The sequence below is a fragment of the Peribacillus butanolivorans genome, assembly GCF_001273755.1.
GTDB lineage: Bacteria > Bacillota > Bacilli > Bacillales > DSM-1321 > Peribacillus > Peribacillus butanolivorans.
In genome coordinates this window covers 402,026-427,449 of sequence record NZ_LGYA01000005.1, presented here as the reverse complement: position 1 = coordinate 427,449, position 25,424 = coordinate 402,026, and the positions used below count along the sequence as shown (strand labels likewise).

23 protein-coding genes and 1 pseudogene are annotated in these 25,424 nt (G+C 39.0%); 4 read left to right on the top strand and 20 right to left on the bottom strand.

Going from position 1 to position 25,424, the window contains the following annotated elements; translation table 11 throughout:
- Positions 1–140: 140 nt before the first annotated feature.
- From AKG34_RS24005 to AKG34_RS23920, 17 genes are all read right to left on the bottom strand, one after another.
- Positions 141–629 (bottom strand): tetratricopeptide repeat protein, encoded by a 489-nt coding sequence (locus AKG34_RS24005; protein ID WP_053348649.1) that lies wholly within the window; start codon positions 627–629, stop codon positions 141–143.
- Positions 630–919: 290 nt separating this feature from the next.
- On the bottom strand, positions 920–1,468 hold the full coding sequence (locus AKG34_RS24000; protein ID WP_053348648.1) for a PepSY domain-containing protein: 549 nt from the start codon (positions 1,466–1,468) through the stop codon (positions 920–922).
- Positions 1,469–1,533: 65 nt separating this feature from the next.
- Positions 1,534–2,889: a sensor histidine kinase gene (locus AKG34_RS23995; protein ID WP_053348647.1), complete on the bottom strand. Its 1,356-nt coding sequence runs from the start codon at positions 2,887–2,889 to the stop codon at positions 1,534–1,536.
- A complete protein-coding gene (locus AKG34_RS23990) occupies positions 2,886–3,581 on the bottom strand; it encodes a response regulator transcription factor (RefSeq protein ID WP_053348646.1) in 696 nt (231 codons plus the stop codon). Before AKG34_RS23990 ends, AKG34_RS23995 begins: the two co-directional genes overlap by 4 nt.
- A 398-nt stretch (positions 3,582–3,979) precedes the next feature.
- Complete coding sequence (msrA, locus tag AKG34_RS23985) at positions 3,980–4,501, bottom strand: peptide-methionine (S)-S-oxide reductase MsrA (protein ID WP_053348645.1); 522 nt, start codon at positions 4,499–4,501, stop codon at positions 3,980–3,982.
- 144 nt (positions 4,502–4,645) lie between these two features.
- Complete coding sequence (locus AKG34_RS23980) at positions 4,646–5,254, bottom strand: response regulator transcription factor (protein ID WP_053348644.1); 609 nt, start codon at positions 5,252–5,254, stop codon at positions 4,646–4,648.
- A gap of 12 nt (positions 5,255–5,266) precedes the next feature.
- Positions 5,267–6,388 (bottom strand): sensor histidine kinase, encoded by a 1,122-nt coding sequence (locus tag AKG34_RS23975; RefSeq protein WP_053348643.1) that lies wholly within the window; start codon positions 6,386–6,388, stop codon positions 5,267–5,269.
- Between the two features lie 94 nt (positions 6,389–6,482).
- Positions 6,483–7,535: a Delta(5) desaturase DesA gene (locus AKG34_RS23970; RefSeq protein ID WP_053348642.1), complete on the bottom strand. Its 1,053-nt coding sequence runs from the start codon at positions 7,533–7,535 to the stop codon at positions 6,483–6,485.
- Positions 7,536–7,928: 393 nt separating this feature from the next.
- Entirely contained in the window at positions 7,929–8,636 is a 708-nt protein-coding gene (locus tag AKG34_RS23965; RefSeq protein WP_053348641.1) for a response regulator, read from the bottom strand.
- Positions 8,633–10,225, bottom strand: a complete 1,593-nt coding sequence (locus AKG34_RS23960; RefSeq protein WP_053348640.1) for an ATP-binding protein — start codon at positions 10,223–10,225, stop codon at positions 8,633–8,635. The genes AKG34_RS23965 and AKG34_RS23960 overlap by 4 nt, the downstream gene beginning before the upstream one ends.
- Before the next feature lie 79 nt (positions 10,226–10,304).
- Positions 10,305–11,831 carry a tripartite tricarboxylate transporter permease gene (locus AKG34_RS23955; protein ID WP_053348639.1) on the bottom strand — a complete coding sequence of 509 codons (1,527 nt, stop codon included), beginning with the start codon at positions 11,829–11,831 and terminating at the stop codon, positions 10,305–10,307.
- 18 nt (positions 11,832–11,849) lie between these two features.
- Positions 11,850–12,305, bottom strand: a complete 456-nt coding sequence (locus AKG34_RS23950; RefSeq protein ID WP_053348638.1) for a tripartite tricarboxylate transporter TctB family protein — start codon at positions 12,303–12,305, stop codon at positions 11,850–11,852.
- A gap of 57 nt (positions 12,306–12,362) precedes the next feature.
- Positions 12,363–13,385, bottom strand: a complete 1,023-nt coding sequence (locus AKG34_RS23945; RefSeq protein ID WP_053348637.1) for a Bug family tripartite tricarboxylate transporter substrate binding protein — start codon at positions 13,383–13,385, stop codon at positions 12,363–12,365.
- A gap of 383 nt (positions 13,386–13,768) precedes the next feature.
- Positions 13,769–14,695 carry an AEC family transporter gene (locus AKG34_RS23935; RefSeq protein WP_053348635.1) on the bottom strand — a complete coding sequence of 309 codons (927 nt, stop codon included), beginning with the start codon at positions 14,693–14,695 and terminating at the stop codon, positions 13,769–13,771.
- Positions 14,696–14,851: 156 nt separating this feature from the next.
- Complete coding sequence (locus AKG34_RS23930; protein ID WP_053348634.1) at positions 14,852–15,724, bottom strand: LysR family transcriptional regulator; 873 nt, start codon at positions 15,722–15,724, stop codon at positions 14,852–14,854.
- A 192-nt stretch (positions 15,725–15,916) separates the two neighbouring features.
- Positions 15,917–16,699, bottom strand: coding sequence for a formate dehydrogenase accessory sulfurtransferase FdhD (fdhD, locus tag AKG34_RS23925; RefSeq protein WP_379146533.1), 783 nt, complete (start codon positions 16,697–16,699; stop codon positions 15,917–15,919).
- A gap of 87 nt (positions 16,700–16,786) precedes the next feature.
- Positions 16,787–17,149 (bottom strand): Na-translocating system protein MpsC family protein, encoded by a 363-nt coding sequence (locus AKG34_RS23920; RefSeq protein ID WP_053348632.1) that lies wholly within the window; start codon positions 17,147–17,149, stop codon positions 16,787–16,789.
- Between the two features lie 336 nt (positions 17,150–17,485).
- On the opposite strand from AKG34_RS23920, the gene fdhF reads away from it, so the two are divergent.
- From fdhF to AKG34_RS23905, 3 genes are all read left to right on the top strand, one after another.
- On the top strand, positions 17,486–20,425 hold the full coding sequence (fdhF, locus tag AKG34_RS23915; protein WP_053348870.1) for a formate dehydrogenase subunit alpha: 2,940 nt from the start codon (positions 17,486–17,488) through the stop codon (positions 20,423–20,425).
- Between the two features lie 19 nt (positions 20,426–20,444).
- Positions 20,445–20,921 (top strand): helical membrane plugin domain-containing protein, encoded by a 477-nt coding sequence (locus AKG34_RS23910; protein WP_053348631.1) that lies wholly within the window; start codon positions 20,445–20,447, stop codon positions 20,919–20,921.
- A 143-nt stretch (positions 20,922–21,064) separates the two neighbouring features.
- On the top strand, positions 21,065–22,114 hold the full coding sequence (locus AKG34_RS23905; protein ID WP_053348630.1) for a P-loop NTPase: 1,050 nt from the start codon (positions 21,065–21,067) through the stop codon (positions 22,112–22,114).
- A gap of 393 nt (positions 22,115–22,507) precedes the next feature.
- Here AKG34_RS23905 and AKG34_RS29105 read toward each other — a convergent pair whose 3' ends face one another.
- The gene (locus AKG34_RS29105; RefSeq protein ID WP_236695038.1) at positions 22,508–23,107 is read right to left on the bottom strand and encodes a nuclease-related domain-containing protein; all 600 of its coding nucleotides are present in this window, start codon (positions 23,105–23,107) and stop codon (positions 22,508–22,510) included.
- A 217-nt stretch (positions 23,108–23,324) separates the two neighbouring features.
- On the opposite strand from AKG34_RS29105, the pseudogene AKG34_RS29775 reads away from it, so the two are divergent.
- Positions 23,325–23,421: pseudogene (locus AKG34_RS29775) on the top strand (IS3 family transposase); the annotation flags it as partial.
- A gap of 103 nt (positions 23,422–23,524) precedes the next feature.
- Here the strand turns inward: AKG34_RS29775 and AKG34_RS23895 are convergent.
- Positions 23,525–24,166 (bottom strand): esterase/lipase family protein, encoded by a 642-nt coding sequence (locus tag AKG34_RS23895; RefSeq protein ID WP_053348629.1) that lies wholly within the window; start codon positions 24,164–24,166, stop codon positions 23,525–23,527.
- A gap of 645 nt (positions 24,167–24,811) precedes the next feature.
- Positions 24,812–25,360, bottom strand: coding sequence for a TetR/AcrR family transcriptional regulator (locus tag AKG34_RS23890; RefSeq protein ID WP_053348628.1), 549 nt, complete (start codon positions 25,358–25,360; stop codon positions 24,812–24,814).
- Between the last annotated feature and the right edge of the window lie 64 nt (positions 25,361–25,424).

The window sequence follows — 25,424 nt, the reverse complement described above, 5'->3', positions numbered from 1 at the left end:
ACAATTGCTGTGAGTAACATTCATTCTTATGTATTTTGCCCATTTATTTGTCCGAAAGTATGCACAAAAGTTCTAGATTACTTGTCTTCTTAAGGTTTTGTGGATAATTTGGGGATGAATCCTCACTGTTTTATTATTTTTCACTTCCAAACTGTATCAAGTTTATCGCTATAGAATTCTATTGCCTTTGCATATGACTGGATTGCATGATCCTTAGAAGTTTCCGCAATAATTTTCAGTAGAGATTCCATTGCCAAATTATGATGTCCTAAATTATAGAATGCCATTGCTCTAAATACTATTAAAGCCTTGTCCTCAGGAAACTTGCTCAGCCCTGTTTCTAATGTTCGTTTTGATTTCTCATATTCTCCAATGGTACGATATGTACTCCCCAACCCTAAATATGCACCTTTTGCATCCTCCTCTGATAAACCCAATGTGAGCGCTGTTTCATAATAGGGCACAGCCTGTGACTCAAGCCCAAGAATATCCAAACTCCAGGCACATTGATACTGAATTACAGCATCCTCGGGATTTTGCTTTGCGAGTTCCATTAAAAGTTGATTTGATTTCTCAAACTCTTTCTTACACCGTAACGATAGCGCCGCTTCTAAATTCTTCACTCTCATTCCCCCTATTGGATAAAGATCTTTATGTCCCTTATTCTGGAGGAACCCTTTAATTCCTTCTTAATTTCGAAACGGATATTGCCATTGTTCATTTATAAGAAAAAAACTAATATGACTGACCAGATACTGTATCAACTATTCTTTTAATGGATTTTGTAAGTATTTAGATTACTAAAAAAAAAAAGGATCTGCCCCATGGCAAATCCTTTTTAGTCTTTGATAATCATTTCAGCAAGGTTATGAACAATAAATGTTACGTAATCGAAACAACTTTTGGTCTTGATATTCGATTAATCATCCAATTCGGTTTTTAATACTTTCCCCGTAGTAGCATCAACTACTACGTCATATTCCTTTTGTCCTTGGTTTATCTCCAGTTCGTATACAAGGATGCCATTCTCAGAATCCAGCTCTACATCCGCAATTTGGCCATCCACCTTTTTCAAAGCAATCTTTTCAGCTTGATCCATACTGATTTTTGCAGTTTCCACCGCTTTTTGAGTGCTCATATCCTCATCATCATCGTCTTCCATCTCCTGAGAAAGGATCTCTCCTTTTTCAGCATCCACATCTACGTCTTGATAGCCTTCTTCCGTTTTAACGGTCATCTCATAGGTCATCGGCTGGTCCCAATCTTTTTCAAATTGAGTAACTTCCCCACCTAGTTTTTCTGAAATCATTTTGACAGCCTCGTCTTCAGATAGCGCACCCTTATTGACTGCATATACGGCCGTTCCGGCAGCACCACCGAAAAGCAATACGGAGGCTATGGACACCGTCATTATTACCTTTTTCCTTTGGATGATACCTTGTTTTATCGTGCTCCACTGCTTTTTCATGAATGAATTCCTCCTTTAATTTGTTACCTTAAGAATAACAATCCTTCATGAAACGAACATGAACGCTAGATTAGAATTTGATGAGAAAGAATAATCGTCACCGACGTTCCTTCCCCCACTTCGCTTTGAATTTCCAATTTGCCGCCGAATGACTCAACAATTGATCGAGCAATGGAAAGACCGAGTCCATTGCCTCCCGTTTTCCTTGCTCTCGATGAATCCACACGATAGAAACGTTCAAATACATGTAACAGATGTTCTGGTGATATGCCTACACCTTGATCTTTCACTCCAATAAAAACTTCATTTCCCTGCTGATTAATCAAGATTTTTATACCCGATTCACTGTATTTCATGGCATTGTCCAATAGGATGACCAACACCTGTTCAAGCTTACTGGAAATGATCATTGCATATATTTCCTTAAACTCGGATTGTATATTTATTTCACGATTCCCAGTCCGTCTAAACGTTTGGGCAATCTGTTCACAAAATGAAATAAGTTCGATTTTTTCCTCCATATCGACTGAAGGTTCCGATTGGGAAGCCGCCTGTAGAAGATGTTCCGTCAACTTTTTCATCCGGATGGCTTCATGATGGATCGCTTCCACAGCCTCTTCCTGAATCGCTGCATCCTTCATTCCCCAGCGTTTCAATAGTGAGGAATAGCTTTCAATAACCGTAATCGGTGTTTTCAACTCATGTGAAGCATCTGAAAGGAATTGCTGCTGTTGGTTATAATTCCGTTCTAGCCTTTCTATCATCCTGTTGAATGAAACTCCCATTACCTGTAGTTCGTCCTTTGATTGATCCGATAGCGGAATCCGTTTGAATTCTCCACTTTCCTCAATATCCATCATTGTCCCGCTCATGATGGATATTGGTTTAAGAATTAGATTTGCCAACCACTTGCCAGCAAAAATGGATAAAAGAATGACAAAAAGGGATGAACCAGCAAGCACAAGTGCAAGTGTTGATAAATTATCAAGAAGGGTGTCCTGTGCCTGGGTGACCTCAATCATTCCAAGCGGCTTACCTTCTTCCGGATAAGGATAGCGGTAGGTTAACACATACTCTCCGTCGACTTTGGTAAAATCATATCCCTTCTCGTTAACGGATTTTATTATAAGCCCCTGGAGGTCCTCTTCATCAGTAAATATGTTGACCAAGCTTCTTTCGGTGTTAAATACCCGTACCATTCCATCGTCTGGGGTATATGGCTCTACCAAGCTAGAATTGCCGGAGAATAGATCCTTCGCCTGGACATTTTCTTCGATTAACGAAGCCTGATTTTCAAGCATATCCTGTTCCCTCTCAACGGAAATCCAAAGAAAGGCGGTTAAAACGATGATACTCAGCACTACCAGCATGAGGCTTAAAAAAAGACTAGAATACCATTGGATTTTCGTCCGGATCTTCATACTGGCTCCTTCAAGCTATATCCTACCCCTCGATAGGTATGTATGAGCTGCAAATCAAAAGGATAATCAATTTTTTTACGTAAATAACGAATATACACATCAACCACATTCGTATCCCCTACAAAATCATACCCCCATACATGGGTCAGGATTTGGTCTCTCGACAGTACTTGATTTTTATTTTGCAAAAGATAAACTAGCAAGTCGAACTCGCGGGAAGTCAGCTCGATCCTTTTGCCTTGCCTCAGAATGTCCCTTGTACCAAGGTTCAATTGCAGATCATGGACCTTAAGGTCATCCGCTTTTCCTTCTGATTGGCTCCCCCGTACATTCATCCGAAAACAAGCACGAATCCGGGCAAGTAGTTCTTCTATTTCAAATGGTTTCGTTACATAATCATTTGCACCATGGTCCAGGCCGTTCACCTTATCAGGTATAGCATCCCTGGCTGTTAAGAGGATGACTGGTGTGTGACCATTCTTTTTTCTAAAACGCCTAAGTACTTCTATGCCATTCAACTCGGGTAGCATCACATCTAATAAGATTAAATCCCACTCTTCAGCTTCAGCCCTTTCCAGACCTGTTTTTCCGGTAAAAGCCGATTCAGTTTGATAACCCTCATGGTTCAGTTCCAGCTGTATGACCCTCGCGATTTTTTCTTCATCTTCTATAATTAAAATTCTTTTATTCATTATTTAACACCACCTACCCCTTAGTGTACTGAAGAAAAATGAAAATATCATGAGAAATTGAACCCTTCTCGTTAAATCGTATGACAAAAACAATTTTATAGAGAAAAAAAATCCCTGCTTCTATCTTTACAGATTAAAGAGAGGTGACTTCCCTGTTTTATGTTCCTTAACTATCGATACTGTAGAACTTTAATTAATAGGGGGCGGATTCCCAGCAATCCACTACCTTATGCTCTATGTCATTTTTTCGCACCAACTGTCCCATATACTACCGATAAAGAAGAATCTTTAGAAATTCTGTTGGATCACCCTTATTAACAACGAATATACTTACATGAAGAAAGAGTAAAAATTGAAAAAGAACCGGATGTGAATACACATCCGGTTCTTTTGTTCTTTTATTTACCAATCCAATGTTGATCAATGAATTCATCGCGTCCTGATTTCGCACGGTCCGCTTTGTACTCATCTTTGTTTTTCTTATGATAGCCTTGATGATATTCTTCAGCCGGATAAAAGGTTTGGGCCTGCAGGATTTCCGTTACTATAGGTTTCTTGAACTTACCGCTAGCTGCTACCTGTTCCTTAGTTTCAATAGCTAATTGTTTTTGAGTTTCATTATGATAGAAGATAGCCGTGCGATACTGGCTTCCTCTGTCATGGAATTGACCGCCATCGTCGGTTGGGTCAATCTGCTGCCAATACAATTCCAGCAGTCTTTCATAAGGAAATAACATAGGATCGAAAGTAATTTCAACGACTTCATAATGGCCCGAAGTTCCCGTCTTCACTTCCTCGTAAGTTGGGTTTTCAACGTGTCCTCCTGTATAACCGGATACGATTCCTCCAATGCCGGGTTGTTCTTCAAATGGTGTCACCATGCACCAAAAACAGCCTCCAGCAAATGTAGCTTTTTGCATAATGGTCATCTCCCTCCAATACTTATGAATAAAAATTAATATATCATATCCTAACCCCAACCATATGTTTTTTTGATTCTTTATAATTTGCGGAACCGTCAGTCATCGTGCCAAAAAGGATCTACCTCTTCGGCAAACCCTAAATCAATCTTTTGACCAACCCTTTTCCTTGAATCTTACTATCGCTTCAACGCGATTGCTTACATCCAATTTATCGAGAATGACCGAAATATAATTACGAACCGTTCCATTAGTTAGATAAAGCTGGCTGGCAATTTCCTTAGTATTCTTACCATCTGCAATCAATTTGAGCACTTGACTCTCTCGTTCAGTCAACGGGTTTTCTTCCTCAAAAGCCATATCCACCAGCTCCGGAGCATATATGCGCCGACCATCCATGATGACTCTAATTGAGTTTGCCAATTCCTCACTTGGACTATCCTTCAGTAGATATCCACCTACTTCTGCCTTTCTGGCTCTTTCAAAATATCCAGGACGTGCAAAAGTTGTTAAAATGATGACTTTGCATTGGTGGCCCTGACTCTTAATCTCTTCTGCTACATCGAGGCCTGTTTTAACGGGCATTTCAATATCCGTAATGCAGATATCTGGCTTTAAACGATTGACGAGATTCATTGCTTCTTCCCCATTGCTTGCTTTTCCGACAACTTCCATATCCTCTTCTAAATCAAGGATAGAACCTAGCGCACCAAGCAGCATCCGCTGGTCTTCAGCAATAACGATTCGAATCAAAGTTAATCCCACCTATTCATTATTTTTTATAGCATTCGGAACCCTAATGTAAAGTGTAGTTCCTTCAGTTGATTTAATATCTAGGCTGCCGTTAACGAATTCAAGCCTTTCTTTCATTCCTTGAAGTCCATTGCCTTTAAAAAACTCTGATTTGTGTGAAAGCCCCACTCCATTATCTTGGACTTTGATCGTCACTCCTGTCTTTAATTCTTCTATAACGATATTACAGCAGTCGGCACGGCTATGTTTGACTATATTGGTCACAGCCTCTTTCAAGCACATGCTTAATACCGTTTCAACAAGCAATGGGGTATCTTGCAATTCTGTGGTGCCCTCCAATTTGAATTCTATCTCTGCCGCTTTCAAAATTTGCTTGACCCGGATTATTTCATCGCTTAGCTTAGCCCCACGCATTTCCGACACCATTTCCCGTACTTCTTTGAGTGCCGTCCTCGCCGTTTGGCGGATATCCTTGATTTCCTTCTTAGCCGAATCCGGGTTTAAATCAATCAATTTCCCAGCAAGGTCACTTTTCAAGCCAATCAAAGAAAGTTTTTGTCCAAGAGTATCATGTAAATCACGAGCAATCCGCTGACGTTCTTCCATTTTGCCAAGTTCGGATATTCTTTTATGTGCATCTTCCAGTTGTTCTTCCAGCCTATCCCGTTTATTCCGATTATATGTGTTGAATGGGAGAAGAATCACGCCTACTACACAAATGAGCATAAAGGGAAATTGCGAAAAGAAGGTAGGATCTTTCATGATGAACCCAATATTGACGGAAACGATGGTAGCTAATAACTGAATCGAATATAATACGAAAAAACCAACCTTATTTTGAACATTCCCAATAAAAAATGCTAAAAAAAGTGAAAAGTAAATGTAGCTGAAAAATATGGTCATGGATATGGATATGACTATTTGTATCGCAGTCCAAACGTATACGGGCCATCCCTTTGAAACGAATGAAAGGCCATATGAAATGAAAAACAAAATGATCATGACGATTCCAAAAACAATCTCCAACATAGATGAAGATTTGAAAATGAAATAAAAAGGGAGGATACAAAAAATGATCCAGACATATGGGCTTAGCCCTGTGTTCTTCGGAAAGATATGATACCAACTTTGCATGGCGCTGCCTCTTTTTCTTTTACTCCTAGTATATACTACGGAGTTTTATCAAAAAACCATCCAATGGAAATTGAATGGTTTTTTAATAAACTATTTATTTTTCTTGAAGACTTGGACGTTTATTATTGATTCCTACCTTTGATTTTGTATCGCTTAGACGGTGCTTAATCTCTTTAAAACTTACAAACGTTTTGTTTTCGCTATCATAAAGGCGGAAGCGAAGCGATTTTAAGCTTGAACCAAGAGTGATTGTCGTTGCCTGTTGCAAAGGAAGAGTGGAATCATGGACTTTTTCCAGATTATAGTTTGGCACTCTTGGACTAAGATGATGCACGTGGTGGAAACCGATATTTCCAGTTACCCATTGTAAAATCTTTGGAAGCTTATAATAAGAACTTCCATCAATGGCAGCCTTCACGTAATCCCATTCTGATTCCTCTTCGAAATAAGAATCTTCAAACTGATGCTGTACATAGAACAGCCAGATGCCCAGTGATCCCGTTACAAAAAGAAGCGGTACTTGGATCATCAAGAATGCCTGCCAACCGATAGCCAAGCATAAAAGACCATAAATCACCAAAATAGAAGCATTTGTCAGATACGTATTCAGACGTTCTTTCTTTCTAGCGCCTTTTGTATTCAAACGATTCGACACAAGGAATAGATAAAATGGTCCTAAACCAAACATGACGATCGGATTTCTATATAAACGATAAGCTAGACGTCCCCAGAATGAAGCGGCTACATATTCATCAACGGTCATGACCCAAATATCGCCGGTACCGCGTTTGTTTAAATTACTGCTGGTTGCATGATGTATGGAATGACTATGCTTCCATTGTTCATACGGAAATAATGTGACGATTCCGCTGATTGTACCCAGGATATTATTCGCTTTCCTACTTTTGAAAAACGATTGATGACAGCAATCATGAAAAATAATGAAAATCCTGACCACAAACCCTGAAGCCAGAACGCTAAATGCAAGGGTCAGCCAATATGAGATCGATAAGCTCTGATAGGCTAAGAACCATAATAGAAAAAAGGGTGGAAATGTATTTAAAAGTTGTTTCACACTCGATTTAGTATTGGACATTTCAAAAGGGGCAACATCTTTTCTCAATTGTTTTTGATTATGGTTACTCATAACTTCCTCCTAATAAATATTATATAGAAACGTGGAGTGTTTAATTGGATTGGTAAGCTTACATTTTAAAGCAACTATAATTTACGCCTTGGCCCGTTAAATTTAACGAACTATCTTTCTCTTCTTAAGTATAGGAATAATCACCGATCTTCTGAAGTCATAAACGTCAATTGGCTGGCATGACAAATGTCATATACTTGTCTACCCTTTCACTTTTCACACGTATTTTATCCTCATTTATCATTTTTACCCCTCAAAAATTGATAAATCCACTCAAATGAATGGGGAAAACAATTAACTATTTTCAACCCATTCGAATCATACTTCCCTTATATGTAAAGCAAATCTATGTATTGCTCAAACAAAAACAGATTCGCCACCAGGCGAATCCATTTATATCTTAATGGCATAAACCCTTTCAGGCCGTCCTACCGTGCCGTATGTTAAATCCGCTTCAATTTTTTCCTCAGACATCAAGTGTTCAAGATAACGCCTTGCCGTAGTCCTACTCACTCCGATTTCCTTCGCCACTATTTCGGCAGTTAACCCAGGGGATGTGTTTCCCAACACTACCATCACCTTCTCCAAAGTCATCCTATCAATCCCTTTTGGCAATGAAGTCTGTTCTCTTTCCTTGTCATTCATTTCCTTTCTCAAAAGCTTATCCACTTGTTGCTGTGTCACAGGAAAATTGCCCTTTCCTAATTCAGATAATTTCATGTAATATTCTTGATATCGGAGTAAGGACTGTTTGAACCGTTCAAATACGACAGGCTTGATAATATAATCAAATATGCCGATTTTAATGGCTTCCTGGACTTTTTCAATCTCTTTAGTTGCCGTAATCATAATGACATCCATTTGTTTGCTTTGCTGCTTGATTTCTTTCAGGATATCGAGCCCATTCATATCTGGAAAATACATATCGAGCAGCAATAGGTCCGGCTGCATGATTTCAATGAAGCTTTTAGCTTCAACATAACTTGACGCTATCCCAATGGTTTGAAACCCTTCAATTTTTTCGATGAACAGCTTCTGTATTTCAGCAATCCGTAAGTCATCTTCTACGATTAAAACTTCTATTTCGCTAATAGCCTTCATTTAATCACCCCTCTGTTTTTTGGTATGGCTACTGTAAAGATCGTATATTCCCCTTCCTTTGATGAAAAAGTGATATATCCTCCTAAACCATTAATGGCTTCCTGAACAAGACTCAGACCAATCCCTGAATTAGTTTGATGGTTTTTCGTGGTAAAACCTTTCTGAAAAATTTGTTCGGTAACATTTGAATTCATCCCTTTTCCGTTATCTTCAACTTCGATAATCAGTTCTTTACCCAAATCAGTTACGAACAACGAAACCTTTTTTTCCTCCCTTTGGTTTTCCCGTACCGCTTCAAAAGCATTATTGATAAGGTTACCGATAATCGTCACTAACACATCTCGGTCTATTTCGGACGGAATATCTTTAAAACTGCTCTCTCTATCAATAGTAAAATGAATTTTCAACTCGCTTGCTAAACTTACTTTCCCTAAGATGAACCCAGCAATAATCGGATCAGGTACTTCCTTCATTAAAAAGTGAATGAACCCTTGTGTGACATCCACTTCCTTCGATATGAAATCTATCGCTTCTTTATAGGACCCCAGTTGAATCAAACCAAGAAGAGTATAAAGCCGATTGGAATATTCATGTGTCTGAGCCCTTAGCCCCTCTGCATAGGCCTTCACATGGGAAAGCTCTTGAAGAAGGTTCGATAGTTCGGACTTATTTCTTAAGCTCGCAACAGCACCGATAACTTCTCCGTGTTTATTTAATATTGGAATGCGACTTGCCAAAAAAATTTCACCGTCTATCATAAATTCCTGATCATATTCGGCCTGTGCTGTACTAACTACATCAAGCAGATGTGTATTTGTAATGACCTCTTCAATTTTTCTCCCGCGTAGCACAACGTCTTTAGGAATATGAAGGAATTTATGCGCCGTTTCATTGACAACAGTGATTTTCCCATAGACATCAATGGCTATAATTCCTTCATGAATGGATTCCAAAATGGCATGTTTCTCTTGAAACATCCAGGCAATCTCCTTGGGCTCAAGTCCTAATATAGCCTTTTTTATATTTAATGAAATAAAGAAGGCAATTAATAAACCACCTATTAAGATAAAAGAGATGGTCCATACTATCTTTCTTTGTATTCTAGACACTTCATTTTCAATATCGTTCTGCATGTAACCAACAGAGACTACACCAATGACTTTTCCCTCATCCTCTATTGGAGCTTTCCCCCTTATGGAGGGACCCAATGTCCCGGTTGATTCCGTTATGATTGATTTCCCATTCCAAACCTCGGCGTTATCTCCCCCTACCATTTTCTTCCCAATCAATTTGGGATTAGGGTGAGACAGGCGTGTTTCATTCTCATCTCCTATTACAATGAATTCCGCATCGATCTGTCTGCGAATTTTTTCCGCAATAGGCTGGATGATCACGGAAGGACTATCTGTTTGAAAGGCTTGTTTAATTTCAGGCAGCAATGAAATGGTCTGGGCAACCGATAATGCTTTTTCCCCTGTTTCCTGTTTCAGGTTAATTTCTAAGATATTTATAAAAATAACTTCAAAGATTCCACCTATTAAGATGATTAACGTGCAGATGCCCAGCATCAACTTAGTATGTAAACGCATTCAATCACCCCTTCTTACATCATATAAAAAAAAACCCCTTTAAAAAAGGAGTTTTTTTGCAACATTCAGAAAATGTTCATTAGCCTTCTATATTGATGACGACATCTTTCCCTCTCTTCTTAAGTAAAACCGGAATGAGCAGCCATAGTGCCGTTACAATCAAAAAGGTAAGTGAAAGTGGCCTAGTGAAAAACAAGCTGTAATCACCATCGGATATGGTCAAGGCTCTGCGCATATTATTTTCTATCATCGGCCCTAATACCAACCCTAGTACCAATGGAGCGATTGGATAATCATTTTTACTTAAGAAATACCCCAAGACCCCGCACCCTAATAATAGCAATAAATCATAAGTGGATACTTGAACCGCATAAACACCAAAAATGGAAATCGCGATAATGATCGGAATCAAGTACTTCTTAGGCGTTTCAATGATTTTTGCAAAAACCTTAACGAGAGGAAGATTAAGGATGAGAAGCATCAGATTCCCAATGAACATACTAGCGATAAGTCCCCAAGCTACCTGAGGATGATCTTCGAATAATAATGGTCCAGGTTGAACATTGTACATCATGAGTGCTCCCATTAAGATAGCTGTTGTACCGGAACCTGGAATCCCCAGAGTCAATAATGGAATCATCGCTCCACCAGAAGCTGCGTTATTAGCCGTCTCAGGCCCCGCTACTCCTGCAATTGCTCCAGTACCAAATTTCTCAGGTTTTTTTGAAATCCGTTTTTCCATAAGATAAGAGAAGAAAGAAGCAAGAGTTGCCCCTGCACCTGGTAGGATTCCTACAAAGAAACCTAAGAGCGATCCCCTGGCAATGGGACCTGCGGATTCTTTGAATTCTTCTTTGGAAGGAATCAAATTACTAATCTTAGCGATTTCCCCGTCATCCTCTTCTTTTTCCAATATCGTCTTGAACACTTCTCCAAGGGCGAATAACCCAACTGCGATTGTCAGGAATTCAACCCCTTGATATAGCCAGGGAACGTCGAAGGTAAAACGAGCAATCCCTGATACATTATCAATGCCTATCGTCCCAATCAGCAAGCCGCAAACAGTCATAATTAACGCCTTCGTTACTGACTTTCCCGCCAAACCACTAACAGCTGCCAGTCCTAGAAGCATAAGTGAAAAATACTCGGCTGGACCAAATTTTATGGCAATCGTCGATAATGGTTGAGCTAAGGCAATCATAGCAATAAGGGTGACAATCCCTCCAACAAAGGAACCGATGGCAGAAATAGACAAAGCACTTCCAGCCCTGCCCTTCTTCGCCATTTGATAGCCATCCAAAGTTGTAACAACAGAAGAAGATTCCCCAGGTGTATTTAATAGTATGGAAGTTGTCGAGCCTCCATACATCGCTCCATAATAGACACCTGCAAGTAAAATGATGGCGCTTGTTGCCGCTTGCTCCGGGGGAAGTCCTCCCGTAATTGAAGCCGTTACCGGAATTAAAAGGGCCACACCGCTCATCGGTCCAATCCCTGGCAAAACGCCAACAGCCGTTCCAATCAATACTCCAACAAATGCAAAAAGCAAATTATACCAAGTAAGTGCTGTTTCAAACCCTTGTAATAAATAATCAAAAGTGCCCATTACTCATCCTCCTTTCCTTTATGAAAACCAGATTGGCCAACCAGGCAGTGTTCCTTTTAAGACATTTACGAATAAAAAATAGACGATTCCGGAAAACCCTGCAGATATAATGAGTGATGTTACCCACTTGCTCCGTTCCATAGTTTGAAAGCAAACAAACAAAAAGAGAAAGGTTGTAATGACATACCCAAATGTTTCTAATGTCAAAATATAAATCAATGTTGAGAGTAAAATAATGATAAAAGGCTTATACTCCAGCTTTTCCTTACTCGATTCTTGTCTCTTACTCCGATATGCCTCATAAAATAGGCGAATACTCAATGCAGCAAGAACAAGTCCCAAAACAAATGGAAAAATATCTGGCCCCACTGAACTTCCATAAGAAGAACTGGATAAATTCCTGCTCCCTATCATAAACAACACACCGACAGCCAGAAAGGCTACAGCTGCAAAGCGGTCAAATTTCATGTCCACCCTTATCCCCCCAATTCAGAAAATAGGAAGAAGGAGAAGTACCTCCTTCTTCCCCCATTATTTTTCCATTCCTAAAGCTTCTAATAATTGCTGTACTTGTTTCTCTTGTTCTTCTAAAAACTTGCCAAACTCTTCACTGTTTTTATATTCTTGCTCCCATCCTTGTGCCTCGACTTCCTTTTTCCATTCAGAAGTTTCAACTAACTTTGCAATAGATTCGTTCCAAAATGTTTTAGCTTCATCAGACATTTCCTGAGGACCAAAAACCCCCCTCCAAATGGTAAACTCAGCATCTACTCCCTGTTCCTTAGCCGTTGGTATATCTTTAAGATCTCCACCAAGGCGTTCAGTCGATGTTACGGCCAGAACTCTAATCTTCCCTGCTTTTAAAAACTCTCTTACACTAGAGGCATCGGTTCCAATTACATCTGCATTGCCTCCAAGCAATGCCGTTATCGCTTCCCCGCCACCGTCGTACGATACATATTTAAGTTCAGTAGGATTTAATCCATATTCATAGGCTGGAAGAATAGAAATCAAGTGATCCATGGAACCTGGAGCTGATCCTCCTGCAAAAGTTAGCTTGCGCGGATCTTTTTTTACTACTTCCAACACTGATTTTAAATCTTTAAATTCTGAATCCGCTTTGACGACGATTGCTCCATAATCTTTTGTCAGCTGCGCCAAAGGAGTCGTATTTTTATATCCATAAGGACTGTTTCCCTCTTTTTTAAGATTATTAATAATGACAGGTGGCGAGTTCACAAACAGCATGTCGTTATTATCAACTTGCTGTGTTGCATATTCCGCCATAAAAACAGCACCACCACCACCTGGTTTGTTTTCAACGGTTAACGGCTGGTTTACCAGTTTTGTCTCACTTAAGACCTTTGTAAATGAACGAGCTGTTAAATCCCATCCGCCACCTGCACCCGACGGAGCAACAATCGTTATGGCTTTTTTCGGATATCCAGTACTTTCTTTCTTTTCGCCTGATGTATCCGAACTACTGCATGCACCTAAACTTAGGGCTAACGAACTTGCCAATATAACCGCAGAAATCTTTTTACGAGAAAACATATGAATCCCCCTTTTGAAAGCGTTTTCTTAATTTTACAAAAATTTATACCTTTTCTTTAATTATTCACCTAAAAAACATAAATTCCATAATATCCATATTGTTCATAAAGTTTTATAGCAGGAAAAGGGGAAAAGACTGCTCCTTCAGAGCAGTCCCAGTTTGTAGACTAAAGGGGGTCTATCTAAATTAAACAAAGTGATTGGAATGGAAGGTGCGAGACTCCTGCGGGAAAAGCGTGTCGAAGGGAGACCCCGCAGGCGCAAAGAGCGCCGAGGAGGCTCCCGGACCGCCCGCGGAAAGCGAGTGCCTTACGTTCCAATCAAGGTTCGAATTTTACAAACACTTAAAAAAAACTGTAGACTGCCCATTAAGAGCAGTCCAACTAGAATAGAATTTTTGATAGATATACGACCAACGTTACCGTAATACTGCTGAATAAAGTGGACATCAAGACGGCCTGTGCCGCATACTCCGGATGGTTACCATATTCTAAAGCAAATAACGCACTGTTTCTTGATGTTGGAAATGAGCTTGCTATAAATAATCCTTGAGCAACCGTCCCTTCCAGCCCAAGCATGAGAATGATTAGGAAGGCAATAGATGGGGAGAGTATTAAACGGCCAATCAAGCTAAGAATTAGCGGAAGCGGGAAGTGAGTTATTTTTAAGTATGCACTCTGTGCACCCAGTGTAATTAAGGCAATCGCTATGAACGCACTTGCGATATTATCAATCGGAGTCCATAAAAACAAAGGAATATTAATTGAAGTCGCCTGTAAAACGAAACCAAGTAAGAGAGCGTAGATAACAGGGTTCTTCAAGAACTCACTGACCGCTCCCTTTGCACTTTTTGTATGAACGGAAACGGAATTCATCAATCCATATGTATAGGTCAGTAGATTTTGAAAGATGATAACGATGACTTGAATTGATAGCCCAAGAGGATTATTATGAAACACCAACTGGCTGACTGGCATCCCAAAATTGGCTGAGTTATTTAAGACCACACTATTTTTAAAAGTTGCAGAAAGACTTTGATCAAACTTAGCGAGTTTAGCAATCAATGTACTTACTATGATGAGACTTACAGCTTGCAGAGCAAGGAAGCCAAATATTTGTACAATCATCCCCCCTCCCATCTTGCTTTGATAAATATTAACAAAGCTAATGGCCGGCATAAGCAGGAAATTGTTCAATTTAGACAACGTGTTCATATCCAGATGGAATTTACGATGAAGAAATGCCCCCGCTCCTATTAGAAAAAAGACAGGTACAATGACATTCAATAAAATTAGAAACAAAACACTCATATTACTACCTCTCCATTTCAAAAGGAAATATCCTGTAGATTCACTTCTCTCATACATCATAATGTGGATGAACCCATAATTAAAATACGAATAAATTATCGTTGGCTATTCAAAAAAGGAATGATAAAAAAAAGCACAGAAGTTTCTGTGCTTTATCTAAATATCTCTCATAAAATCGACACTCTTAACAAATTGGACAAACTCATTGACCAGCTTTAATTCTAGCGTCTTTTCATGATATAACATCCAAGTATCTCTAATAAGTGTATCTCCTTGTTCATCCTTCAAATTAATCTGAAATAGATTTTGGTCTTTCTCCAGTAAGACGCTTGGAAGAATCCCATATCCTAGCCCATTCCTGACCATTTCTTTGCATGTATCACCCTTATCCACTTCCATTCCAACCAAAGGGGGCCTGGAGAAATTCCTTCTCCACCAATTATCAATCATCGATTTTAAAAGAGCGTCGGTCCCATAATCAATTCTCGGCAAAGATGGCAGGTCCTGGATATCAATTTTTTCCTTTGAAGCGATACAAATCGTTTCCTCAAAAAGATGATGCCTTGATTCCGACCATTGATAGTCCCCACGTACAATCCCAACATGGACTTCTTCTTTGTAAATGAGGTTTAGTATTTCCTTACTCCAACCCGTAGTCACATTAAAATCAACCTTAGGAAATTGTTCACGAAAAATTTTCAACAAGCCCGGCAACTTATGAAGCGTAATATAGTTGGAAACTCCCAATCGCAACGTTCCACTAATCTCCTGTCCCATGTTAAACGCAGTCTCTTTTATCTGACGGAGCCTTATCAGCATCTCATCAGCACAGTTCGCCAAGTACTCCCCTTGAGGGGTAAACTGGACACCTCTTGTTCCCCGCTCCACAATCTTCAAATTAAATTCTTTCTCAATTTGTTGAATTCGTTTTGTTAAAGAAGGTTGCGAGATATATAAACTTTGCGCGGTTTTAGTAATATTCTTTTTTTGATATAAAACCTTTAAAATATGCCAATCCCTTTCATCCATTGACTTTCCTCCGATACCACTTTCCAGTAATTGTTTTACCCAAACTGTACCACAAAAGGCTTGAAGGATATATTATTTAACAAAGTCAAAAAAAGGTCCGAGCCATGCCGGCAAGGACCTGTTTACCTTTAAGCAAATTCTCCACCCTTTTCCCTAGTGGGGGGTGGCAACATTCAAGAGGAATATGCTCATTTATTCATTTAATTGAATTCTTTCAGGACATGTATAGATATTCATGGAATCATTACGAATAAATCCGACCGTCGTAATTCCTAATCCTTCAGCTAACTCCAAAGCTAATTCTGTTGGAGCAGATTTTGAGAGTATAAGTTCACAACCAATCTTCGCCACTTTCAATAAAATTTCCGATGAAATCCGGCCACTGAACACGATAGCTTTTCCTTCTATCGAAATACCATTTTTCAAGCAATATCCATATATTTTGTCCAAAGCATTATGCCGCCCAATATCCATCCGACTTAAGACGAGGCCATCGACATCACATAACGCAGCATTGTGAACTCCACCCGTATTTTGAAACGTAACAGCAGAATTTTGCAAATCCTTCATCAAGCGGAAGCAATCATCAGGTGTAAGCTTTACTGAAATATTATCCATTTTCTTAGCAGTCAGTGCATCGTTTACAAAGACAAATCCTTGCCTGCTCATCCCACAGCAAGACGTAATATACCGCTTATTTTGAAAGTCCTGGTAGTATGGGTTCACCTTATCCGTTTTCACATGAACAAAACCTTCTTTTTCTTGCACCCAAATTCCCTTTATTTCTTCATATTTTTTGATAATTCCTTCAGAAGCCAAGTAACCAATGACCATATCTTCGATGTATTCAGGTGTACAAACCATGGTAACAAATTCTTGTCCATTTATTTTCACAGTAACAGGAAACTCCGTCACGATCGTATCTTCTGTTCTCTCAACTTCTCCATTAACTATACGGATAATGTCCCGCTTCATTTCAATTGCTTTCATGTCCCCACTCCTTTTAATGTCTAGGAGCTAATTGACCTAATATGTTAGGAACCTATATCTTCTAGAGGTTGGTCAATGCCCGTTTAGTTTTTCCGCTATTTCCTTATCAAAGACAAATACAGAAATCGCTATATTTTCTTTTACTTTTATATCTGAAAACAAATGGACTAGTTTAGCTCCAACCAGTTTTTCCATTCCTTCCGGAGGATTCACCGAGTATACATCCTGAATCATTTTAGTTCTGGCTGAATGGACCATCTCTTTTCCTTCCTCTGTGCTTGATATGAACATTTCCGTCGGAGTTAAATTCCCGTATAACGTTGAGACGGCCATGTTTTCAACGAAAACTGTGTGGATACGCTCCGGACCTTTCCCGAATAGTTCCTTGCGAAGCTTACGAATCATATCATTGAATTCATGAATTACTTTTGACATATTACCCTCACTCCAATTCACGGAATTACACTTCTCAATTTTCTTATCATAAATCAACAAGAAAAAAAACGAAAGGAATTTGGAAATGGTAGCTCCTATACAGGATTGTTTCTTTTTGAAATAAAAGGTATAATATCAGTAATAAAAGTTGGGTACGCAATAGTGTACTGTTGTGTTTCTATCTTTTCTCAATACCCATACATAAATGGTATGGATTGGTATATTGGCAAGTTTTGCTATTAAACTATTCCACCATGACTTACACCACCGTTCAGAGCCGGAGGTGTAATCATGGTGGTTTTTTTCGTGTTTTCGGCTATAAAAGGGGGAAATATTATGAGCGATTCAAATATTACTATAAAAATTAATGGTTTGGACTATAAAGCAAAAACCGGATCAACAATACTGGAAGTTATCAATCAAAATGAGATAGCTCATCCACAAATTTGTTATGTTCCTGAAGTAGATCCGATCCAAACATGTGATACATGTATCGTAGAGGTAAATGGGAAACTCGTCCGATCCTGCTCGACTGCGGCAGTGAGCGGCATGGATATTGCCTTAGACTCAAGCAAGGCAAAAGAAGCCCAAACCGAAGCTATGGACCGGATCCTGGAAAATCATTCTTTATACTGTACAGTATGTGATAATAATAATGGAAATTGTAAACTTCATAACACCGCAGAATTAATGGAAATTGAACATCAAAAATATCCTTACACACCGAAAGTGAAATTGGGTGACGTCGATATGTCCCATCCTTTTTACCGCTATGATGCTAATCAATGTATTGCATGCGGACAATGCGTAGAAGTCTGCCAAAACCTTCAGGTCAATGAAACGCTATCCATTGACTGGGAAGCAGATCGCCCTCGGGTAATATGGGATGAAGGAACAGATATTAACAACTCATCTTGTGTCGGTTGCGGACAGTGTGTAACCATTTGTCCTTGTAATGCATTAATGGAGAAATCAATGCTTGGTGAAGCTGGTTTCATGTCAGGTTTGAAAAACGACATGCTTGAGCCAATGATTGATCTTGTTAAAGAAGTAGAACCTGGCTACAGTGGTATTTTTGCCATTTCAGAAATTGAAGCAGCAATGCGAGACACTCGGACGAAGAAGACAAAAACAGTCTGTACGTTCTGTGGGGTAGGCTGCTCATTCGAAGTTTGGACAAAAGGCCGAAAAATCCTTAAAGTCCAACCAACTCATGAAGGCCCTGTTAATGCGATTTCCACTTGTGTTAAAGGGAAATTCGGTTGGGACTTCGTAAACTCTGAAAAACGGTTAACTAAGCCCCTAATTCGTAAAAATGGACAATTTGTTGAATCAAGCTGGGATGAAGCACTTGATTTAATTGCATCTAGATTAGGTTCAATCAAACAACAGCACGGAGGTAATTCTGTAGGTTTCATTTCTTCATCTAAGATTACGAATGAAGAAAACTATGTAATTCAAAAACTAGCACGTCAAGTTTTCGAAACGAATAACGTCGACAATTGCTCCCGTTACTGTCAATCTCCAGCAACAGATGGATTGTTCCGTACAGTCGGCATGGGTGGAGATGCTGGAACGATTAAAGATATCGCCGCAGCAGGTCTTGTCATTATCGTTGGGGCAAACCCGGCTGAAGGCCATCCTGTACTAGCAACACGCGTTAAGCGGGCACATAAGCTTCATGGTCAAAAACTGATTGTTTCAGATCTTCGTAAAAATGAAATGGCAGAGCGTTCTGATATCTTTATGAGACCAAAGCAAGGTACGGACCAAGTATGGCTAATGGCCGTTACAAAATATATGATCGATCAAGGTTGGCATGATCAAGAATTCATCAATGAAAATGTGAACTTCTTCGACGATTATAAAGAGATACTTAAGAAATATACCTTAGAATATGCAGAACTAAACACAGGGATTTCAAAAGAAACACTAATTCAAGTAGCTGAAATGATTCGTGATGCTGACGGGACTTGTATTCTTTGGGGAATGGGTGTAACACAAAACACTGGAGGTTCCGATACTTCCGCTGCGATTTCCAACCTTTTACTAGCTACAGGAAACTACCGTCGTCCAGGAGCTGGAGCTTATCCGCTTCGCGGCCATAACAATGTACAAGGTGCTTGCGATATGGGTACTCTTCCAACATGGCTTCCAGGATATCAGCATATTTCTGATGATATAGCACGTGCTAAATTCGAAAAAGCATATGGAGTAAAAATTGATGGAAAACCAGGTATGAACAATATCGAAATGCTTCACGCTATTGAAAAAGGCGATATGAAAGCAATGTACCTTGTCGGTGAAGATATGGCACTTGTCGATTCCGATGCCAACCACGTCCATAAGGTGTTATCAAGCTTAGATTTCTTTGTTGTTCAAGATATTTTCCTTTCTAGAACAGCTCAATATGCAGACGTCGTATTACCAGGAGTACCATCTCTTGAAAAAGACGGAACGTTCACTAATACAGAACGTCGCGTACAGCGTTTATACCAAGCACTGCCTACTTTAGGAGAAGCTAAAGCAGACTGGTGGATCACCCAAGAAATTGCTAAACGCTTAGGAGCGGATTGGAACTTCAATCATCCAAGTGAAATTTATGCGGAAATGGCGAGCCTATCTCCAATATTCAGCGGAGCGAATTATGAAGTCCTTGAAGGCTGGAACAGCTTCCTATGGGGAAGCCATGATGGAACTAGCACGCCGCTTCTTTATGTGGATGGCTTCAACTTCCCTGATAAGAAAGCCCGTTTTGCTCTATCTGATTGGGTGGAGCCTGCTCAGTTCCCAGAGGAATATGATCTTCATATCAACAATGGACGTATGCTTGAACATTTCCATGAAGGAAATATGACGAATAAATCCAATGGAATTCAATCTAAAGTTCCTGATATATTCGTTGAGGTTTCTCCTGAGCTTGCAAAAGAACGGAAAGTCAATGACGGCGGACTCGTACGCTTAGTGTCACCGTTCGGAGCCGTTAAATTAAAGGTTCTTATCACAGACCGAGTACAAGCAAATGAGCTTTTCTTACCGATGAACTCAGTTGACAAAGATTCAGCCATTAATTTCCTGACAGGTCCTGTGTATGATAACCGTACAAGTACGCCTGCTTATAAACAAACGATGGTTCGCATGGAAGTATTAAGTAAAAGCGGAGACACTCCATTACCGGGATCTAATCCACGAAATAAAAAACGTCATCCTCAAAATGGTGTTGAGGTAGAACGTAAGTGGGCTCGTCCAGGGTATGTTCACTTAACGGATAAATAATTAAAGGAGGGTGAAGCTCATGGCAGCTCCAATTACGGAAATCCATAATCCTATAACAGAGGAAGAAATAAAGCTACAAAAACTCGAAGAACTAAAAACGCTTGTCACCAACAATGAGGATGTGTTGAACAATATGTTTAAAATCCTCGGTGAACTTAATGAATCAGGTGTCCTTGAAGCTGCGAATTCCATGCTTCAAGGAAAAGAACAAATTGCAAAAATCGCTCTTCAACAAGTCACAAGACAACCTGTAACCAATTTAATCAATACCCTTATGGGAGCAACAGGAGCCTTGATGAACGCTGATGCCGCACAATCTACAAAACTACTTAACAGTGCACTAGCAGGAGTCGATGAAGCCAACAAATTCCTACAGACCGATAAGAAAATTGGTGTAATGAATTTAATGAAAACATTAAATGACCCAGATATAAATCGAGCAATCGGTTTTGGCATCCATTTCCTAAAAGGAATGGGTAAGGAACTAAAAGAATAGATTTAGAACCTTTTTTACAAGTGACTATCCCCAAAAGTAAGCTTTCTCTCAACAAATAGATTAAGACTTAAAAGAAGTTCATCCTTCTTTTGAGTCTTTTTTCTATCATGCACGACGATATTGAAAACAAAAGGATGGATGAAATGCTAACACATGAAAAAGTCATGGATGCTTTGAAACATGTCGAAGATCCTGAATTGCATAAAAGTATTGTAGAGTTGAATATGGTTAGAAATATCAAAATCGAAGGTACCCATATCCAGTTAGAAGTGGTGTTAACCATTCAAGGCTGTCCTTTAAAAGTGAAGATTCAGGAAGATATTGAAAACTCACTGAAAGCCATCGGTGCTTCAACTGTGTCTTTACAATTTGGCTCGATGACTAAAGAAGAACGAGAAGCCTTGACGAAATTACTAAAAAGCAATGCAACCACTGAAACGGGTATGCCTAATATGCTTCGCCCTGATTCAGGTGTGACCTTCATTGCCGTGACAAGCGGTAAAGGAGGCGTTGGAAAATCAACTGTTACGATTAATCTCGCAGTCTCTTTAGCACGAATGGGCAAACGTGTGGGCATTTTAGATGCTGATATATATGGCTTCAGTGTCCCTGCAATGATGGCGATTAGCCAAAAACCAACGATGATTGACCAAACCGTCATTCCCGTTGTCAGTCATGGTGTGAAGGTCATGTCCATGGGATTTTTTGCAGCAGATGATAATCCTGTTATGTGGCGGGGACCTATGCTTAATAAATGGATAAAAAACTTCCTTGTGAACACGCATTGGGGAGAACTGGATTACCTGCTGCTTGATTTACCTCCTGGAACTGGAGACGTAGCCATCGACGTAGCGGCAATGATCCCTCAAGCTAAGGAAATTGTTGTTACTACGCCGCATAATGTCGCCTCTTTTGTCGCCTCAAGAGCAGGTGCAATGGCCAAACATACCCAACATGAAATCTTGGGTGTCATTGAGAACATGGCTTATTTTGAAGAACAGGACGGATCGAGGAATTACCTGTTTGGAAAAGGCGGCGGGGCCATTTTGGCACAACGACTTGAAACTGAAGTAATCTCTACCATCCCATTCTCAAACCGCAAAGAAAATAACGACGCCTCTGTCTTTGATGAAGAATCGTACGTTGGAGAAACCTTTACATCATTAGCAGAAGATATTATCAATCAAGCATAATTGAACAGAGGTTGACTCTTAAGAGTCGGCCTCTTTTTTACTCATTAAAAGACAAGCTGTATACTCTCCCCTTATTCGCCCCACTACTTGTTAGATTCAATGATTGCAATATTCTCGTAGCACTAGCAGAAGATGAAACAAGTAAAAACTCCCTCAATTGACGATTGGTTATAGTCGATCCGATAAGGAAAAAATAATCTTGTAATGCTTGGATATGAGCATCCTTACTTAATAGTTGGCAATTGTCGCAAAACCATGTACCATGTCTTCTTAATAACGGGCTCTCCTTGCAATTCTCACATATGACTCCCTTGATAAGTTCCCCCGGCTTGAGGGTATAACGTTCCAAGACAGAAAAATCTGCTTCGATATGATTCCTATTTATTACCCGAATTATTTTTCACAAAATGTTGGATTTTTAATAGATTGTTCTATCCTATTAATATTAGAGGGAAGCATGTCGCGATGGATTACTTTGTAGTGTAGTTTACGGTTTTCAGGAGACGTACGTATGATTGTTTGTGGATTACTAATAACAACCAAAGAAAGAATGGGCAGCGCCGAAAATCCATTTTTCAAGAACCAATTCTTTAACTGTGATTCCTGGCGGCTGACTTGAATAATAGGATCTGGAAATGCCGTTTCTTTTCCTTCTTTCTTTCGAATGAGTTGATTGAAATGTGGATCAAAGTAGATTGAACCAGCTATGTTCTTCACTTCTATAATAAGGGCAAATTTTTTGGATACTAATAAGGTATCCATTTGAAAAAATCGGGATTGATCCTGTAACCTTAAATCGTGGAAGATGAAATAGTTTTTCGGTTCAAGAAAACTTAAAGGAAAATCAATTGCACTTTCCCCTTTAAAACCCGCTTCTCTTTTTTTGAGTTCATTCATTATTGAGGGGATTTTAGGATGGGACTGAGGAAGCCTGTGCGCCAAGGCTCGTAATTTAAGGATAGAAAGAGGAACTTTTCGTTCTTTTACAATCATTTTATCACTCCAATCTAGGTTTCTTACAATTGATTCTACATAACAAGTGATATCCCTTTAATTGGTAGCAGCATTTTCTTTCGAAATGTAGTTTATCTTCGAAATTCGGGATATATCTACGAAAATTGAGTTATTTCTACGAAAACATCTATTTATCTACAATTTATTTGATATATCGACCAATAACGGACCTGCTTAACAAGTCCGTCCTACATAGCTGACGTACTATAACAATTTCAGATATCAATGGAACTTAAAGAAGATGACCCCTATTAAATACAGGAAATCATCTTCTTTGTGCTACATGCTTATAGATTATTGTTATTCGTTCTGGCTTCGATTAACATTCTAGTAAAGCATTAGGCGGTATGTGTTTAATATTGCTGAAAAAACTAAGTTCAAGATAAGAATCTTTTGTTAATTTGTATTTGTCCCTCCGCCATTCAAACCTTCTTTAATCAGCTCGTTGACTTTACTGTTCCAGAGCATTCCCACGTGGTCTACACCGCTAATTTGAACGTTTTTCGCTCCCTGAAGTATTGAAAGCGAAGTAGGTACAACATAGTCGCTAGTACTGTAAATCGAAGTATAACGGATTTTACGGGTAGGATCTGTACCTACGGGAGCTTTCGATGTTACAAATTTGTTTGGAGAACCCAACGTCACCACATCGTTTACCTTACTTCCGCCGCCATTGAGGAGAATATAAGTCAGGGTATTGATGCCTCCCGCGCTGTGTCCAATAATATCAACCTTACTCTTTCCTGTTTTCTTTAACACTTCATCTACATAAGGAGCTAGCTGTCTTGCATTATTCAAGCTATTACCCGATTTATCCACCATTTCGATGGCATATAGTTCATTATCGGACCAGCCTTGTGTTTTCAGGTAATTCTTAATGCTGTTAAAGTTTCCGCTATTACCGCCGGCTCCGTGAATGAAGATAACTGGATCATGGCTGTTTGTCTGTGCTTTGGAATCAGAAGGCTGAATAGTAACAACAGAAAAAATAATGGCCATGCATGCAATTATTGAAAGTAGCAATCTCTTATTTTTCATTATTTCCCTCCTATGTGTTTGTCTGCTTTTTTGTTACGTTAATTGTCATACATTTTGGAGGGTGAAACAACCGGCAACTTTTTGTAACACTGGTTACCGCTGGTATTTAACTGGTAAATAAAGGAAAAACTACTTCGCCTATGGCCCTGTAAAATACAGAAATCATCTTTTTATGCCGCCTAGTCCTTTTTTCAAATAACCTTTTCAAAGGGGACACTTCATTTAAATTTCCCCTTTATATTTTTGTATCAATGATAATATTTTCCATTGATATTAATTGGTATATGCAAATAAGGGTAACAGCCATAATTGACATTGTTTTCTTTCTTCTTTACTTAGGGATAGTTATTCATTATTTATGAATATGAACCGTTTGAGGTGGAGGTCTTAAGAGTGAACATTCGTAAACCAGATGTTAATTTTTGGCGATTAATAAGCGTCAGGAAAATGCGGATTTACAACGTTAAGGAAATGCCAATATAAAAAGCCCAATTTCTCAGCATTAAAATTGAGGAATTGGGCTTTATTCGTTACTTGTTCCTACTTTACACTCTTACTTGTAAGAGAATAACTTTAATGGTCCTTTTAATTTTCATCATTTACTGATTCCAATGTTTATTAATAATATGGATGAATGATTTAGAATCATTGCACTTTGTACATTAAATAAATTTGATTTGCAATATAATCTGAACTAAAATGAAGCCCCTTCGTTATCCACCACATGATGATGCCTACCAATGAAGCTGTTTTAATATCAACCGCGACATAGTCGGCAGGTAAATCCTTTTTGGTATTCTTTCTTCTTGTTTCTACTAGTTGCTTTAAAAATAAAAACAATTGCTCCTCAAATTGATTCATTTTAAATATAATAAGTAAATAATTTCGATGGATATATAAATAATCAAGAAATTGTGTTAGCTTTTGTTTTTCTGATAAATCTTTTGCATGTATTAAATCAACAATTTTATTAGAAAGCTCATTTGAAATCTCGTTGGTGATTTGCGTTAGTAAATCTTGAATATCTTGATAATGTAAGTAAAATGTTGTCCGATTTAATTCTGCTTTGGCTGCGACTTTCTGAACCGTTAAGTTTGAAATGGTGGGGTCCTCACATAAAAGAGAAAAGACGGCATTTTTAAACATTTCTCTTGAACGAATTGTACGAGGATCTTCTTTTTTAGGTGTAGACATTTTTAACCCCCTTTATAGATTTTCCTTTGACTTTCTCAACATCATATATGTTTTATGTCGAGTA

What these genes read in the sequence shown, in the direction of transcription:
- AKG34_RS24005 (WP_053348649.1), bottom strand. Translation starts at nt 629, where the DNA reads ATGAGAGTGAAGAATTTAGAAGCGGCGCTATCGTTACGGTGTAAGAAA.
- AKG34_RS24000 (WP_053348648.1), bottom strand. Translation starts at nt 1,468, where the DNA reads ATGAAAAAGCAGTGGAGCACGATAAAACAAGGTATCATCCAAAGGAAA.
- AKG34_RS23995 (WP_053348647.1), bottom strand. Translation starts at nt 2,889, where the DNA reads ATGAAGATCCGGACGAAAATCCAATGGTATTCTAGTCTTTTTTTAAGC.
- AKG34_RS23990 (WP_053348646.1), bottom strand. Translation starts at nt 3,581, where the DNA reads ATGAATAAAAGAATTTTAATTATAGAAGATGAAGAAAAAATCGCGAGG.
- msrA (WP_053348645.1), bottom strand. Translation starts at nt 4,501, where the DNA reads ATGCAAAAAGCTACATTTGCTGGAGGCTGTTTTTGGTGCATGGTGACA.
- AKG34_RS23975 (WP_053348643.1), bottom strand. Translation starts at nt 6,388, where the DNA reads ATGCAAAGTTGGTATCATATCTTTCCGAAGAACACAGGGCTAAGCCCA.
- AKG34_RS23970 (WP_053348642.1), bottom strand. Translation starts at nt 7,535, where the DNA reads ATGAGTAACCATAATCAAAAACAATTGAGAAAAGATGTTGCCCCTTTT.
- AKG34_RS23965 (WP_053348641.1), bottom strand. Translation starts at nt 8,636, where the DNA reads ATGAAGGCTATTAGCGAAATAGAAGTTTTAATCGTAGAAGATGACTTA.
- AKG34_RS23960 (WP_053348640.1), bottom strand. Translation starts at nt 10,225, where the DNA reads ATGCGTTTACATACTAAGTTGATGCTGGGCATCTGCACGTTAATCATC.
- AKG34_RS23955 (WP_053348639.1), bottom strand. Translation starts at nt 11,831, where the DNA reads ATGGGCACTTTTGATTATTTATTACAAGGGTTTGAAACAGCACTTACT.
- AKG34_RS23945 (WP_053348637.1), bottom strand. Translation starts at nt 13,385, where the DNA reads ATGTTTTCTCGTAAAAAGATTTCTGCGGTTATATTGGCAAGTTCGTTA.
- AKG34_RS23935 (WP_053348635.1), bottom strand. Translation starts at nt 14,695, where the DNA reads ATGAGTGTTTTGTTTCTAATTTTATTGAATGTCATTGTACCTGTCTTT.
- AKG34_RS23930 (WP_053348634.1), bottom strand. Translation starts at nt 15,724, where the DNA reads ATGGATGAAAGGGATTGGCATATTTTAAAGGTTTTATATCAAAAAAAG.
- fdhD (WP_379146533.1), bottom strand. Translation starts at nt 16,699, where the DNA reads ATGAAGCGGGACATTATCCGTATAGTTAATGGAGAAGTTGAGAGAACA.
- AKG34_RS23920 (WP_053348632.1), bottom strand. Translation starts at nt 17,149, where the DNA reads ATGTCAAAAGTAATTCATGAATTCAATGATATGATTCGTAAGCTTCGC.
- fdhF (WP_053348870.1), top strand. Translation starts at nt 17,486, where the DNA reads ATGAGCGATTCAAATATTACTATAAAAATTAATGGTTTGGACTATAAA.
- AKG34_RS23910 (WP_053348631.1), top strand. Translation starts at nt 20,445, where the DNA reads ATGGCAGCTCCAATTACGGAAATCCATAATCCTATAACAGAGGAAGAA.
- AKG34_RS23905 (WP_053348630.1), top strand. Translation starts at nt 21,065, where the DNA reads ATGCTAACACATGAAAAAGTCATGGATGCTTTGAAACATGTCGAAGAT.
- AKG34_RS29105 (WP_236695038.1), bottom strand. Translation starts at nt 23,107, where the DNA reads ATGATTGTAAAAGAACGAAAAGTTCCTCTTTCTATCCTTAAATTACGA.
- AKG34_RS23895 (WP_053348629.1), bottom strand. Translation starts at nt 24,166, where the DNA reads ATGAAAAATAAGAGATTGCTACTTTCAATAATTGCATGCATGGCCATT.
- AKG34_RS23890 (WP_053348628.1), bottom strand. Translation starts at nt 25,360, where the DNA reads ATGTCTACACCTAAAAAAGAAGATCCTCGTACAATTCGTTCAAGAGAA.